The organism is Bradyrhizobium sp. WSM1417 (assembly GCF_000515415.1).
Classification (GTDB): Bacteria; Pseudomonadota; Alphaproteobacteria; order Rhizobiales; family Xanthobacteraceae; genus Bradyrhizobium.
This window is the reverse complement of the sequence record NZ_KI911783.1, coordinates 6,963,325-6,976,632: the sequence shown is the minus strand read 5'-3', so window position 1 is coordinate 6,976,632 and position 13,308 is coordinate 6,963,325. Positions and strand designations below refer to the sequence as shown.

Here is a 13,308-nt window from a genome sequence, read left to right as displayed (position 1 = left end):
ACTTTAAGTGACGCCGTCTCGGCCCGCGCGGCTGGCCTGCGTCCATCAATGGAGCCGGCCCGCGCCATAAGCGGCCGGATGATGCCATGACCGCTCTGTCAAAAAGGCCCGCGGCGATACGCGTGGTGCTGCCCTTCGTGTTCCGGCACTGGCTGAAGCAGCCGGGGCGTACGCTCGTCGTGGCCGGCGGCTTGTTGGGTGCGACCATCGCCGACCTGTTCATGCCGGTCTTCTCCGGACATCTGGTCGACGCTCTGACGCGCGGCCCATCCGATCCCGCCGCGCGTCACGCGGCGCTGATGGCATTGGGCGGTATCGTGGCGCTGGGCGCAGCCTCCATGGTGCTGCGGCTGACCGGCCTCCAGGCCATCGTGCCGTTCTCGCTGAAGATCATGTCCGAGGTCGCGCAGGAAGCCTTCATGCGCGTGCAACGCTTCTCGACCGACTGGCACGCCAACTCCTTTGCGGGATCCACGGTGCGCAAGGTCACCCGTGGCATGTGGGCGCTCGACCTGTTGAACGACACCATCTTGATGGCGCTGGCGCCGTCGCTGCTGGTGCTGATCGGGTCGATGATCCTGCTCGGCGTGCACTGGGCCTCGCTTGGCGCGGTGATCGCTTTCGGCGCGCTGGTCTATGTCACGATGACGGTGCTGTTCTCGACGCGCTACATCGCGCCGGCCGCGCGCATCTCCAATGCCTGGGACACCAAGGTCGGCGGCACGCTGGCGGATGCGCTGACCTGCAACGCGGTGGTGAAATCCTTCGGCGCGGAGGTGCGCGAGGATGCGCGGCTTGCCCGTGTCGTCAACCGCTGGCGCGTGCGCGTGCGGCGGACCTGGCTGCGCTACAACTACACCAATCTGGCGCAGCTCTCGGTACTGCTGGCCCTGCGCGCTTCCGTGATCGGCGGCGCCGTGCTGCTGTGGATCTCGGGGCGGGCCTCGCCCGGCGACGTCACCTATGTGCTGACGAGCTATTACGTCATCCATGCCTATTTGCGCGACGTCGGAATGCACATCAACAACCTGCAGCGCTCGGTCAACGACATGGAGGAGCTGGTGGCGATCCACGACGAGCCGATCGGGATTGCGGATGCGACGGACGCGCGGCCGATCGCGATCGAGGGCGGCGAGCTCGTGTTCGACGATGTCACGTTCCACTACGGCGGCCATCACGCGCCGCTCTATGACGAACTGTCGGTCACGATCCGCGCCGGCGAACGCGTCGGTCTCGTCGGCCGCTCCGGCTCCGGCAAGACCACCTTCGTCAAGCTGGTGCAGCGGCTCTACGACGTGACCGGCGGCCGCGTTCTGATCGATGGGCAAGACATCGCCAAGGCCACGCAGCATTCGCTGCGCAGCCAGATCGCGATCGTGCAGCAGGACCCGATCCTGTTTCACCGCTCGCTCGCCGAGAACATCGCCTATGGCCGGCCCGGCGCCAGCCTGGAGGCGATCGAGCAGGCGGCACGGCTGGCCAACGCGCACGACTTCATCGTGCGGCTGCCCAAGGGCTACGGCACGCTGGTCGGCGAGCGCGGCGTCAAGCTCTCCGGCGGCGAGCGGCAGCGGGTGGCGCTGGCGCGCGCCTTCCTGGCCGATGCGCCGGTGCTGATCCTGGACGAAGCGACCTCGAGCCTCGATTCGGAATCCGAGGCGCTGATCCAGCAGGCGATGGAGCGGCTGATGCGAGGCCGGACCTCGATCGTGATCGCGCACCGGCTGTCGACGGTGAAGAGCCTCGATCGCATCCTGGTGTTCGACCGCGGCGAGATCGTCGAGCAAGGCACCCATGCCAAGCTCGCGGCCAAGCCCGGCGGCATCTATCGCGGGCTGTTCGAGCGCCAGGTGGTGGAGCTCGGGCAGATCGCAGCAGCGGAATGAGTGGCGTGCGGCCGGCGGACCAATGTCGGCCGCGTCGCCAAAGAATCGGTCAAGGATGGGTGACATGAAAGACCTGACCAACGGCTCCGTCGCGAAGCACATTCTGGGCATGGCACCGCCGATCATGGTCGGTATGGTCACGATCATGCTTTGCCAGCTGGTCGATCTGTACTTCGTCTCGGGCTTGGGCGATGCCGCGGTCGCGGGCGTGGCGGCGGCCGGCAATGCCGGCTTTCTCATCAACGCGCTGATGCAGGTGCTCGGCGTCGGCGCGGTGTCGTTGATCGCGCATGCCGTGGGACGCAAGGATCGGCCGGATGCCAATTTGATCTTCAATCAGGCGATCGTGCTGTCGTTGCTTTTCGGACTGTTGACCCTGGTCGCAGGCGCGGCGCTGTCGCGCGCCTACATGCATGCGATCGCCGCGGACGAAGCCACGATCGAGGCGGGGACCACCTATCTGCTGTGGTTCATGCCGGCGCTCGCGCTGCAATTCGCCACCCAGGTGATGGGATCCGCGCTGCGCGCCACCGGCATCGTGCGTCCCACGATGCTGGTGCAGGCGCTTGCGGTGGCCATCAACATCGCGCTGGCGCCGATCCTGATCACGGGCTGGGGCACGGGCCATGCGTTCGGTGTTGCCGGTGCGGGGCTGGCGAGCTCGATCGCGGTGTTGATCGGCGCTGTGATGCTGCTTGCGTATTTCCGCAAGGTCGAGCGCTATGTGGCCTTCAATCCGGCGCAGTGGCGTCCGCAGGCGCAGCATCTGAAGCGCATCCTCAATGTCGGTCTGCCTGCCGGCGGCGAGTTCGCGATGATGTTCATCTTGATGGCGGTGGTCTATTTCGTGCTGCGCGATTTCGGTGCGGCGGCGCAGGCCGGTTTCGGGATCGGACAACGGGTCCTGGGCCTGATCCAGATGCCGGCGCTTGCAGTTGCGCTCGCCGCTGGGCCGATCGCCGGCCAGAACATGGGCGCCGGAAAAGGCGAGCGCGTGCGCGAAACCTTCGTCAAGGCGGCGCTGATCACCAGCGTCGTGATGATCGGCTTCATGTGCCTCGCGCAGTTGAAGCCGCAGCTCCTGCTCGCGGGGTTCTCGAACGACCGGGAAACCATGGAGATCGCGTTCCTGTTCCTGCGGATCATCTCGCTCAACATGGTGGCGCAGGGCGTGATCTTCACCTGCTCGAGCATGTTCCAGGGCCTCGGCAATACCAAGCCGGTGCTGTGGAGCTCGGCAACGCGCGTGTTCACCTATTCCCTGCCGGCGATCTGGCTGTCGACGCGGCCGGGCTTCCGGATCGAGCACGTCTGGTACCTGTCGATCGCGGCAACCACGCTGCAGGCGGCCCTGAGCTTCTGGCTGCTACGGCGTGAATTCAGGAAGCGCCTTGTGGTGCTCCGGCACGAGGAATTCCCGGAGCAGGCTGCGCCCGAGCCCGTGGCGTCTCCTGCACGCGCGCCCGCGTAGCGATCGCTTGTCCCCGCCCCACGGCTCCGGCAAACTTGCCGCGCCGTGGGGATCGCGGTTGCAAGGGGCCAAATGACCGGAGTGTTGAACGAGCAGCGGCCGAATTCCTGGCTCTCGGCGATCTGGGCGGCACGCTATCGCACGCCGGCCCGTTTCGTCGCGCTGATCGCGTTGCTGTTGCCGTGGACCACGACCGGGCTCATTTTCGCGCTCATTCCCTGGCTGATCACGTTCGCGTTCCTCGACCTCCGCGAATTTCCGCGTTCGCTGCTTCGGCCGATCTGCCTGCTGCCGATTGCGCTGGTCGTACTCGCCGCCATCGGCACGCTCTGGTCGGATGCGCCGTGGCCGGACCGAATCCATGCGATCGGCCCGGCGGCGAAGCTGCTGGTGATTCCGCTCCTGATCTACCAGTTCGAGCGCTGGCCTTTTGGCGGCTGGGTGTTTTCCGCGTTCCTGGTGTCGTGCACGGCGCTGATGCTCTATTCCTTTGCCGTCGCCGCCGATCCCGCATTGTCGCTGAAACTCTATCTGTCGCGCGGGCCTTACAAGGTCGAAAGCGGGATCGCGGTGCGCAATTATATCGACCAGAGCCAGGAGTTCGCGCTCTGTGGGATCGCGCTGGCCTACCCGATCGTGACGCTGCTGCGACAGGGCCGTTACCGCGTCGCGGCGCTGTTCGCGGCGCTCGCGATCGGATTCCTCGCCAACATGATGTTCGTCGTGGTTTCGCGCACGGCGCTGGTGACGCTGCCGATCCTGATCGTGGTCTTCGCGCTCTTGCATCTGCGCCGCCGCACCGCGCTCTTCGCCGTCGGCGCGATGGGGCTGTTGGCCGTGCTGCTGTGGACAGCCTCGCCGCGTCTGCGCGCAACAGTCGCCAAATTCAGCGGAGACTACGAGGTCAGCGTCGTCGGCAACGAGGTCAGCGGTATGGGGTCCCGACTGGAGTTCTGGCGCAAATCGCTGGCGTTCACCGCGGACGCACCGCTGCTCGGTCACGGCACCGGCGCGATCCGCGGCCTGTTCGCGCGCGCGGCTGCCGGCGAGAGCGGGGTTCGGGCGGAAATCGTCGGTGATCCCCACAACCAGACACTCAATGTCGCCGTGCAGTGGGGCGCGTTGGGCGTCGTGGTCCTCTACGCGCTCTGGTTCGCGCACCTCTCGCTGTTTCGCGGCGAGGGGCTGGCTTGCTGGGTCGGCCTCCTGGTCGTGGTGCAGAACATGCTGTCCTCGCTGCTCAACTCGCATCTGTTCGATTTCGCCGAGGGCTGGATCTACGTGCTTGGCGTCGGCATTGCCGGCGGCATGGCGCGCGCCGCGAAGACAATACGGAGTTAGTGCGTGCCCAAACTGTTCCAGACCAGCCCGAGGCCCGACAGGAACAAGAGACCGAGCACGACGTCGCCGAAATGCTTGTCGCTGAGCGCGTGATAGACGCGCGCGCCGGCCCATGCGCCGATCAGCGTGCCCGGAAATGCGATCACCGCGAGCCAGATCACCTTGAACGCGACGAGGCCCGAGGCGGTCTGCAACACCAAAGCGGCGGCGAGCACGGTGAAATTGAAGAGCTGGAAGATGCCGCGCCGCTCGTGCTTGTTCCAGCCGCGGATGTTGGCCCACAGGATCGGCAGCGGCCCCGACAGTCCGGCAAGGCCACCAAGAATGCCACCGGCAAAGCCGATCGCGCCGTCGGCAATGCGGCCGCCGAAGGTGACGGCGAGCGGCTGCTTGTTGAGATAGAGAGCGGTTGAAAACACCAGGATCAACACGCCGACGCTCAGCTTGAACACTTTCGGATCGACGGAGGCGACCAGCATGGTGCCCAGCGGCACGCCGATCAGTCCTCCAATCAGGAACGGCCAGACCAGCGAGAGATCAAAACTTTTCCACATCGATGGCAGCGTCGAGCTCTGCGCGATCACCGAGCAGATCAGCACCAAGGGCACCGCGAGCGAGGGCGGCAGCACGTAGAGCCAGATGCCGAGCGCCATCAGCGCCGTGCCGAATCCGGCTAGGCCCGAGACGAAGCCCCCGGCCAGTGCGCCGAGCAGCAGCAGCGCGTAGGTGAGTATTTCCAACAGATCGTCCCTGTCGCCTGGGCGATCCCGAACTGTTGATCGCCATCGCTCGCATAGCACAGCTGCGGCCGTGCAGGTCAATTTCAAAGCCGCACGCAAGCGTGATCCGCAGCGGCGGGCGTTCGCGAAAGACAGGCCTACATGATGCTCGTACTTCAATCTGGGGGGCCGCTCGACGCCATCATGCGGTTCGATCGGTGATTTCCCGAATGAGCGTATGGAGAAGGACGATGACCCGCACGAAGATTGCCGTCGCGGCCGCGCTGGTGTCGGCGGCGGCCTTGATGCCGACAATGGCTCAGGCCCAGTTTTCCGAGCCTGCGGCCTATCAGGCTGCTCATCCGGACCGCGACGTTCTGAATGGCGGCCAGCTCACACCCGCCGCGCGCGGGGCCCGCGGCGAGTCTCTCGCGCCGAGCGAAGCCTATGCGGCCTATCCGTCCCCTGTCGCGCCGGTCGTGCGCTCGCGGCATCGCCGCCAGCATCAATAGGCTATTGCTAGACGATCTGTCTGATGTCGGCGGGCCTGTGCAGCGCGCCGACCAGGATGCGCAGCGCTTCCGTCAATTCCGCCCTGTTGCGCGCCGCGCCTAGCGAGACGCGTGCCGCGTGCGGCGCGGTCCCGTCGACGGTGAAGGCCTCGCCGGCGACGACTGCGAGTCCATTCCGCAGCAGATGCGCCGCGACGTCGGGACGGTCCTCCGGCAGCCGCAGCCACAGATGGTGAGCGGCGGACTTGGCCTGGAACTCAAAACCCTTGAGCGCCCGTTGCGCGAGCTGCTGCCGGCCGATCGCCTCGCTCCTGATGGCGGTGATGATGCGGTCGGCGATGCCGGTCTCGATCCAATGCGTCACCAGCGCGACCATCAGCGGTGCCGGCATCTGCACCGTCGCCTGCAAGTAACTGCGCATCTCCCGCTGCGAGCTGCTGTCGGGCGTCACCAGATAGGCAACCCGCAGCGCGGGCGCGATGCATTTTGACAGCGTAGTCGCGAGATATGTCCGGTCCGGAACGAGATTGGCGATCGGCGATGCCGAGCGATCGAGCAGCCCGTAGGCGTCGTCCTCGATCAGAATCGTATCGGCATCGTTGATGATCTTTGCGATGGCGCTGCGGCGCTGGGGAAGAAGCGTCGCGGTGGTCGGATTGTGCAGCGTCGGAATGAGATAGACCGCTTTCGGCTTATGCGAGCGGCAAGCCTTTGCCAGCGCGTCGGGCAGGATGCCGCCGTCGTCCATGGCGACGCCGACGAGCTTGACGCCGAGCCGCGCGGCGGCGGCCCTGATGCCGGGAAAGGTGAGGGCCTCCGTCAGCACGATGTCGCCGGGCCGGGCGAGGTGGGCGAGCAGGTTGAACAGGATCGTCTGCGCGCCGGGAAAGATCACGAGCCGGTCGGCATGCGCATGCGGCACGCGTGCGCGCATCCATCGCGCGGCGACCTCGCGCTCGTGTGCGCTGCCGCCGGGCGGCTGGTAGTTGAGATGCGCCGTCAGGCCCGATTGCGCGCGGATGGCTTCCATCCCGGCGATGATGCGCTCGTCGAGCTGCGCTTCGAGAGGTTGCGGCGGCACGTTCATCGAGAGGTCGATCGCGACGGGATGCGGCAGGTCGATGGCGCGGCGCGCGCTGGTCTCCGACACGAACGAGCCCTGGCCGACCCGGGCCTCCATGATGCCGCGGCGCCGCGCCTCGGTGTAGGCACGCGTCACCGTGGTGAGGTCGATGCCGAGCGCCTTTGCCAGCGCCCGCTGGGTCGGCAGTTGCTGCCCACGCACCAGCCGGCCGGCGGCGATATCGGCCTCCATGGCCTCGACGATGCGCTGATAGCGCGGCCCGCTCAGCTCCGAGATTGTAGGGGTCCAATCCATGCAATTAAGGCCTATATTCTTTGAATGTATGGATGCAAGATGTTATTGTATGGACCGTAGAAAAGGAAGAGGTGGGGTCATGGCGACCGGTTCAGTTTCTCTAGCAAAGGCGATGTGGCGCGGATTTCGCGGCAAGTGCCCGAACTGCGGCGAAGGCCATGCGTTCGGACGCTTCCTGAAGGTGGCAGATGCCTGCGACCATTGCGGCGAGGAGCTGTTCCACCAGCGCGCCGACGATTTTCCGGCCTATCTCGTGATGGTCGTCGTCGGCCATCTCGTGGTGCCGGCAATCCTCGCGGTCGAGACCGCCTATGCGCCGGCCGTCTGGCTGCAACTGGCGGTGTGGCTGCCGGTGACCTTGTTCGCCTCGCTTGCGCTGCTGCAGCCGACCAAGGGCGCCATCGTCGGGCTGCAATGGCAGATCGGCATGCACGGTTTTGAGGCCAGCAAGCTGCGGCGCGAAGCTGGTCGGCCTGCACCCGTCCTCGTGAAGGTGAATGCGCGCGCGGCTTAAGGGCCGCAGCGTTTACATCGCGCGCTCGCCCGCTACACTCCATCGTACAAACAAGAACGATGGAAACGCCGATGGCCGCACGCTCAAAAACCTTCCTGCTTTGTCACGGTGCGTGGTCCGGCGGGTGGGCCTGGAAGAAAATGCATCCGCTGATGGCGCAGGCCGGGCACCGCCTTATCGCGCCGACCTATACCGGGCTCGGCGAACGAGCGCATCTGGCCAGTCCCGCGATCGATCTCGATACGCACATCCAGGACATTCTCAACGTAATCAGGTTCGAGGACCTCGAGGACATCGTGCTGCTCGGCCACAGCTATGGCGGCATGGTCGCGACCGGCGTCGTCGATCGCGCGCGCGAGCGGGTGACGCAATTGATCTATCTCGACGCCTTCGTGCCGCGTGACGGCCAATCGCTGTTCGATCTCCATGAGGGCGGGCGCGAGCCGATGCGCAAGGCGGCAAGCTCAGGCGATGGCTACCGCATCCCGCCGAACCCGCCGCCGCCGGATACGCCGCAGGCCGATCTCGACTGGCTCAACGCGCGCCGGATCAACATGCCGATCAAATGTTTCGAGACAAAGCTGAAGCTCGAACATGGCGAGCCGGCGATGCCGCGCAGCTACATCTATTGCACGCGCATTCCGCCGGGCGACGTGTTCGGGCAATTTGCGAAGCGCACCAAGAGCGAGGATGGCTGGCGCACTTTCGAGCTCGATGCGAGCCACGCGCCGAACGTCACGGCGCCGGAGGCGCTGATGGGTGTGTTGCAAGAGATCGTCGGATAGTGAGCGCCCAAATGGTGAGGGGCTCGATGCGGTCAGCATCGAACCCCTCGTTGCAAGATATCAGCCGGCCTGTAAGCCGGGTTCTGTAAGGCACCGTCCGCTTGCGCGACCGATACGTGACGGCCATTCCTCTGGGACCATGTTTGCACATGGCCTCGAGCAACCTACCCGGACGGCGGGCCTGACATCGCCCCGCGGCGTTATCGCTTTCGCGAACAGCCCGCTACGCCGTCCCTATTCGGTTTTGCTCCCGGTGGGGTTTACCATGCCGGCTCCGTTGCCGCAGCCGCGGTGCGCTCTTACCGCACCTTTTCACCCTTACCTGCCTACGCAGCTTGCGCTGCTACGGCACGGCAGGCCCGAGGGCTTGCCGCGCCAAAGCCCCGAAGGGGCGACGGCGGGCGGTTCGTTCTCTGTGGCACTTTCCCTGGGGTCGCCCCCGCCGGACGTTATCCGGCACCGTATGTCAAGGGAGCCCGGACTTTCCTCCCCGGCGGCCTTTCGGCACTTGCCGGAGCGGCCGTCCGGCCGACTGACGGCTTACGCATGAAGCATTTGTGTCGGTTCCGCAAGCCGATAACGCCATGCAGGGTTCGCCCGAAATAATTTATCCTGAAGATGTCGTTGGAAGCGTGTCCCGTTCGACTGGTTGTCGGTGATCCCAAGTGCAACAGGAGTTAAGCGATGCAGTATTTGCTGATGATCTACCAGAACGAAGCCGAGTACGCGAATATGCGTCCGGCGGCCGGCCAGCAGATGACGGCGGAATATCAGACCTTCACGCAAGGCATCATTCAGAGCGGCAATTTCAAGGCCGGCGACCGGCTGCAGCCGACCACGACCGCGACGACGGTCCGCGTGCGCGACGGCAAGACGCTGACGACCGACGGCCCGTTTGCCGAAACACGCGAGCAGCTCGGCGGCTATTACCTGGTGGAGGCCAAGGATCTCGATGCTGCGATCGAGATCGCGTCGCGGATTCCGTCGGCGCGTATCGGCTCGATCGAGGTGCGGCCGATCTGGGTCTACGACAAGTGACGGCGCCGTCGCGCATCGGCGCATGACGCTGTCCGAGATCGACAAGATCTTCCGCGACGAGGCGGGGCGGGCGCTGGCCACGCTGATCCGCCTCGTCGGCGATTTCGATCTCGCCGAGGACGCGCTCCAGGACGCGTTTGCGGTGGCACTGGAGCGCTGGCCGACGTGCGAGGTCCCCGACAATCCGCGTGCTTGGCTGGTCAATGTCGCCAGGCACAAGGCGATCGACCGTATCAGGCGCCAGGCCGTCTTCCGCGGCAAGGAGCAGGCGCTCGTGCACGAGCTCGAGCTGAACGCGCAGGCGCCCAATGAGCCGCCGGCGATGCTCGACGACGACATGCTGCGGCTGATCTTTACCTGCTGTCATCCCGCATTTGCGCCCGAAGTCCAGGTCGCGCTGACGCTGCGCACCGTCTGCGGGCTCTCCACGGCGCAGGTCGCGCGTGCCTTCCTCGTCACTGAGGAGGCGATGGCGCAGCGTCTCGTCCGCGCCAAGCAGAAGATCAGGCTCGCCGGCATTCCCTATGAGGTCCCCGAGCGCGACACGCTGGTGCCGCGGCTCGAGGGTGTGCTTGCCGTGATTTATCTGGTCTTCACCGAAGGCTATGTGGCGACATCGGGTGCGGATTTGATGCGCCCCGATCTTGCGGCCGAGGCGATCCGGCTTGGCCGCTTGCTCGACCGGCTGTTACCCGATCGCGCGGGGATCAAGGGCCTGCTGGCGCTGATGCTGCTGCACGATGCGCGCCGCGCAGGGCGCCAGACCGCCGCCGGCGACATCGTGCTGCTGGAAGAGCAGGATCGTTCGCGGTGGGACCGTGCACAGATCGAGGAGGGTCTCCGTCTGGTGGACGACGCACTGCGCGTGCCCGGCCGGCCGCAGCCCTATGCAGTCCAAGCCGCGATCGCTGCGCTGCATGCGCGCGCGCCGAGCTATGAGCAGACAGACTGGCCGCAGATTGCCGGGCTCTACGAAGTGCTATTGCGCATCAACCCGTCGCCGGTGATCGAGCTCAACCACGCGGCGGCGGTGTCGATGGTCGATGGGCCCGCGCGCGCACTCGATCTCGTGGATGCGACTACTGCGCGCGGCGGGCTTCGTGGCTACGAGCTGCTGCCGGCGGTGCGGGCCGATCTATTGCGGCGGCTCGGCCGGAAGGAGGAGGCGCGCGACGACTATCGCGCGGCGACGGAGGCGACGCAGTTGGAGCCGCTGCGACGACTTTATGCGCGAAGGATGAGGGAGATGGAGTAGTTGCTGCCTCATACTCCGTCATTGCGAGGAGCACTTGCGACGAGGCAATCCAGACTGCTTCTGCGGAGGCAGTCTGGATTGCTTCGCTTCGCTCGCAATGACGATTCCCGTCACTTCGTCGCGACGGTCGTTGTCTCCTGAGGGAGACTCCCCAACAGCGCCTGCAAGGTCGACAGAGTCGAGTGATCCGCGACTCCATCCAGCCGCGCCGGGCGGAAATGGCGCTGGAACGCGGTGACGACTTCCATGGTCGCGGCGTCGTATTTGCCGGTGAGGGGAACGCCGTAGCCGTATCGGGCGAGCGCCTGCTGCAGGCTCAGCACCTCGTCGCTGATGGTGCCGAGCATCAGGCTCTCGCCGCGCACGACAGGCGCGGGCGTGACCCAGTGGCCGACGCCGGAATTCGCCAGCGAATGCCACGGAAATTTTTCGCCGGGATCCTTCTTGCGCGCGGGCGCCACGTCGGAATGGCCGAGCACCCGGTGCGCGGGCACCTTGCGGCGAAGCATGATGCCGCGGCACAGCGCGATCACGGCGGCGATCTGGCGCAGCGGAAACTCCGGATAACCCCAATCGTGGCCGCGATTGACGATCTCGATCCCGATCGAGCAGGAATTGATGTCGTCCTCGCCGGACCAGGACGAGACGCCGGCATGCCAGGCGCGCCTGGCCTCCGGCACGCATTGCACGATGCGGCCGTCTTCCAGCACGACATAATGTGCCGACACCTCGGTGCCCGCGGAGCAGAGCCGCGCCAGCGCACCTTCGACGTCGGGCATGCCGGTGTAGTGCAGCACGATCATGTCGGGCTGCCGGCCCTTGTTACGGTCGCCGTGGTTCGGTGACGGGATGATGTCCGAGACGATCGAGGAATCCGGCTCGAACGTCCGCATGTTCGCGGCGGCCTTGGGAACCGGGAGAACGCGTTGACGCTTCGAATCAGATCCAGACGGCGTGGACGAACCGGACGACATAAACAGCTCGAGACAGACAGAGAGTGGGCCAAGCCCTTCTCTTTACTATTCCTTTACCCTCCACCGTGCGCAACCGCGCGACGAGGTTAACGGATGCATTTTGACGCATGTGTGTGGATGAAGCATCACCGCCGCGTCAGCTTTTCGACTTGTCGCGAGCCGATCAACGCTTTCTTAACGCTAAGGGCCGTTACTGAGGGATGAAGAGCCGACCCGCGTCCGGAGGCGGCCAAAGCGTATTTTGGCTCGAAATCCCATGGCTGCCCGACAAATTCCAAGGGGAATACTGGGTTGGTGGCCCGGGACGACCGGGCACGGTAACCATGTTGGACGGGGGTTGGGTCGTGGAACCGCCGCGACGCGGAATCATTCGAGGCGTTATGAGCTTGTTCGTCCCCGATCTCACTTGGGAGTCCGGCGGGGCGATCGGCAGGCTTGGCGCATGAGCTCGGCTCCGCACATCCCCGTTCTTGGCCGTGAGGCCATCGACCACCTCGCCCCACGCGAAGGCGGCCTTTACATCGACGCGACCTTTGGCGCCGGCGGCTACAGCCGTGCGATTCTCGACATGCCGGGAACCCGGGTGATTGCCATTGATCGCGACCGTACTGCGATCGAGGGCGGCGCCGAGCTGGTCGCCCGCTCCGCGGGCCGGCTGACCCTCGTTGAAGATCGTTTCTCCAACCTCGCCGAAATCTGCGCGGCTCAACGCGTCGATGGCGTCGACGGCGTCGTGATGGACGTCGGCGTGTCCTCGATGCAGCTCGACCAGGCCGGCCGCGGCTTCTCGTTCCGCCTCGATGGTCCGCTCGACATGCGGATGGGGCAGGCAGGCCCGACTGCGGCCGATGTCGTGGCGCGCGCGTCGGAAGGCGATCTCGCCGACATCATCTATCTCTTCGGCGAAGAGCGGCAGTCGCGCCGGATCGCCCGCGCCATCGTCGCGGACCGTCAGGAGACGCCGTTCACGACCACGCGCGCGCTCGCCGATCTCGTCGGCAGGGTGGTTCGTTCCAAGCCCGGCGATATTCATCCGGCGACGCGGACGTTCCAGGCTCTGCGCATCTTCGTCAACGAAGAGCTCGAGGAACTCCAGAGCGCGCTCATCGCTGCCGAGCGTGTGCTCAAGCCTGGTGGTCGTCTCGTAGTCGTCTCGTTCCATTCGCTGGAAGACCGCATCGTCAAGAATTTCTTCGCCGAGCGCAGCAAGACAGGTGGCGGCTCACGCCATCTTCCGGAAGTGTCGCAGGCGGTGCCGAGCTTTCAACTTCTGACGCGGCGGCCGGTGATCGCAGGCGAGGACGAAGCCGCGCATAATCCGCGCGCGCGGTCTGCAAAACTCCGCGCCGCCGAGCGCACCTCGGCACCCGCGCAGGATGATCGCGAGCAATCGTCCTGGCCAAAACTTTCCGACGTCATGAGAGGTGGCTAGCGC

12 protein-coding genes and 1 other RNA gene are annotated in these 13,308 nt (G+C 65.6%); 9 read left to right on the top strand and 4 right to left on the bottom strand.

The genetic code is table 11. The features are described 5' to 3' along the window. The first annotated feature begins 86 nt into the window (after window positions 1-86). From BRA1417_RS0134120 to BRA1417_RS0134110, 3 genes are all read left to right on the top strand, one after another. Window positions 87-1,886 (top strand): ABC transporter ATP-binding protein, encoded by a 1,800-nt coding sequence (locus tag BRA1417_RS0134120; protein ID WP_027519638.1) that lies wholly within the window; start codon window positions 87-89, stop codon window positions 1,884-1,886. A 64-nt stretch (window positions 1,887-1,950) separates the two neighbouring features. Further along, window positions 1,951-3,357 (top strand): MATE family efflux transporter, encoded by a 1,407-nt coding sequence (locus BRA1417_RS0134115; RefSeq protein WP_027519637.1) that lies wholly within the window; start codon window positions 1,951-1,953, stop codon window positions 3,355-3,357. 72 nt (window positions 3,358-3,429) lie between these two features. After that, on the top strand, window positions 3,430-4,698 hold the full coding sequence (locus tag BRA1417_RS0134110; protein ID WP_027519636.1) for an O-antigen ligase: 1,269 nt from the start codon (window positions 3,430-3,432) through the stop codon (window positions 4,696-4,698). Here the strand turns inward: BRA1417_RS0134110 and BRA1417_RS0134105 are convergent. Next, window positions 4,695-5,438, bottom strand: coding sequence for a sulfite exporter TauE/SafE family protein (locus tag BRA1417_RS0134105; protein ID WP_027519635.1), 744 nt, complete (start codon window positions 5,436-5,438; stop codon window positions 4,695-4,697). The genes BRA1417_RS0134110 and BRA1417_RS0134105 overlap by 4 nt on opposite strands. A 230-nt stretch (window positions 5,439-5,668) precedes the next feature. Here BRA1417_RS0134105 and BRA1417_RS0134100 point away from each other — a divergent pair, with 230 nt between their 5' ends. Then, window positions 5,669-5,929, top strand: a complete 261-nt coding sequence (locus tag BRA1417_RS0134100; protein WP_027519634.1) for a hypothetical protein — start codon at window positions 5,669-5,671, stop codon at window positions 5,927-5,929. 7 nt (window positions 5,930-5,936) lie between these two features. Here the strand turns inward: BRA1417_RS0134100 and BRA1417_RS0134095 are convergent, their stop codons facing one another. Next, complete coding sequence (locus BRA1417_RS0134095; RefSeq protein WP_027519633.1) at window positions 5,937-7,307, bottom strand: PLP-dependent aminotransferase family protein; 1,371 nt, start codon at window positions 7,305-7,307, stop codon at window positions 5,937-5,939. Between the two features lie 49 nt (window positions 7,308-7,356). On the opposite strand from BRA1417_RS0134095, the gene BRA1417_RS0134090 reads away from it, so the two are divergent. Next, on the top strand, window positions 7,357-7,821 hold the full coding sequence (locus BRA1417_RS0134090) for a DUF983 domain-containing protein (protein ID WP_084462372.1): 465 nt from the start codon (window positions 7,357-7,359) through the stop codon (window positions 7,819-7,821). Window positions 7,822-7,892: 71 nt separating this feature from the next. Then, window positions 7,893-8,606: an alpha/beta fold hydrolase gene (locus BRA1417_RS0134085; protein WP_027519631.1), complete on the top strand. Its 714-nt coding sequence runs from the start codon at window positions 7,893-7,895 to the stop codon at window positions 8,604-8,606. Window positions 8,607-8,662: 56 nt separating this feature from the next. Here BRA1417_RS0134085 and rnpB read toward each other — a convergent pair. Then, window positions 8,663-9,142: RNase P RNA component class A (rnpB, locus tag BRA1417_RS42005), an RNA gene on the bottom strand. A 148-nt stretch (window positions 9,143-9,290) separates the two neighbouring features. Between rnpB and BRA1417_RS0134080 the strand changes: the two genes are divergently transcribed. Both BRA1417_RS0134080 and BRA1417_RS0134075 read left to right on the top strand, forming a co-directional pair. After that, a complete protein-coding gene (locus BRA1417_RS0134080) occupies window positions 9,291-9,644 on the top strand; it encodes a YciI family protein (RefSeq protein WP_018454229.1) in 354 nt (117 codons plus the stop codon). Window positions 9,645-9,666: 22 nt separating this feature from the next. Then, window positions 9,667-10,899 carry an RNA polymerase sigma factor gene (locus tag BRA1417_RS0134075; RefSeq protein ID WP_027519630.1) on the top strand — a complete coding sequence of 411 codons (1,233 nt, stop codon included), beginning with the start codon at window positions 9,667-9,669 and terminating at the stop codon, window positions 10,897-10,899. A gap of 110 nt (window positions 10,900-11,009) precedes the next feature. Here BRA1417_RS0134075 and BRA1417_RS0134070 read toward each other — a convergent pair whose 3' ends face one another. Beyond that, window positions 11,010-11,792 (bottom strand): N-acetylmuramoyl-L-alanine amidase, encoded by a 783-nt coding sequence (locus BRA1417_RS0134070; protein WP_035968994.1) that lies wholly within the window; start codon window positions 11,790-11,792, stop codon window positions 11,010-11,012. Between the two features lie 523 nt (window positions 11,793-12,315). Here BRA1417_RS0134070 and rsmH point away from each other — a divergent pair. After that, complete coding sequence (gene rsmH / locus BRA1417_RS0134065) at window positions 12,316-13,305, top strand: 16S rRNA (cytosine(1402)-N(4))-methyltransferase RsmH (RefSeq protein WP_027519628.1); 990 nt, start codon at window positions 12,316-12,318, stop codon at window positions 13,303-13,305. Window positions 13,306-13,308: the final 3 nt, after the last annotated feature.

What these genes read in the sequence shown, in the direction of transcription:
- BRA1417_RS0134120 (WP_027519638.1), top strand. Translation starts at nt 87, where the DNA reads ATGACCGCTCTGTCAAAAAGGCCCGCGGCGATACGCGTGGTGCTGCCC.
- BRA1417_RS0134080 (WP_018454229.1), top strand. Translation starts at nt 9,291, where the DNA reads ATGCAGTATTTGCTGATGATCTACCAGAACGAAGCCGAGTACGCGAAT.
- BRA1417_RS0134095 (WP_027519633.1), bottom strand. Translation starts at nt 7,307, where the DNA reads ATGGATTGGACCCCTACAATCTCGGAGCTGAGCGGGCCGCGCTATCAG.
- BRA1417_RS0134110 (WP_027519636.1), top strand. Translation starts at nt 3,430, where the DNA reads ATGACCGGAGTGTTGAACGAGCAGCGGCCGAATTCCTGGCTCTCGGCG.
- BRA1417_RS0134100 (WP_027519634.1), top strand. Translation starts at nt 5,669, where the DNA reads ATGACCCGCACGAAGATTGCCGTCGCGGCCGCGCTGGTGTCGGCGGCG.
- BRA1417_RS0134085 (WP_027519631.1), top strand. Translation starts at nt 7,893, where the DNA reads ATGGCCGCACGCTCAAAAACCTTCCTGCTTTGTCACGGTGCGTGGTCC.
- BRA1417_RS0134115 (WP_027519637.1), top strand. Translation starts at nt 1,951, where the DNA reads ATGAAAGACCTGACCAACGGCTCCGTCGCGAAGCACATTCTGGGCATG.
- BRA1417_RS0134070 (WP_035968994.1), bottom strand. Translation starts at nt 11,792, where the DNA reads ATGCGGACGTTCGAGCCGGATTCCTCGATCGTCTCGGACATCATCCCG.
- BRA1417_RS0134090 (WP_084462372.1), top strand. Translation starts at nt 7,357, where the DNA reads ATGGACCGTAGAAAAGGAAGAGGTGGGGTCATGGCGACCGGTTCAGTT.
- rsmH (WP_027519628.1), top strand. Translation starts at nt 12,316, where the DNA reads ATGAGCTCGGCTCCGCACATCCCCGTTCTTGGCCGTGAGGCCATCGAC.
- BRA1417_RS0134075 (WP_027519630.1), top strand. Translation starts at nt 9,667, where the DNA reads ATGACGCTGTCCGAGATCGACAAGATCTTCCGCGACGAGGCGGGGCGG.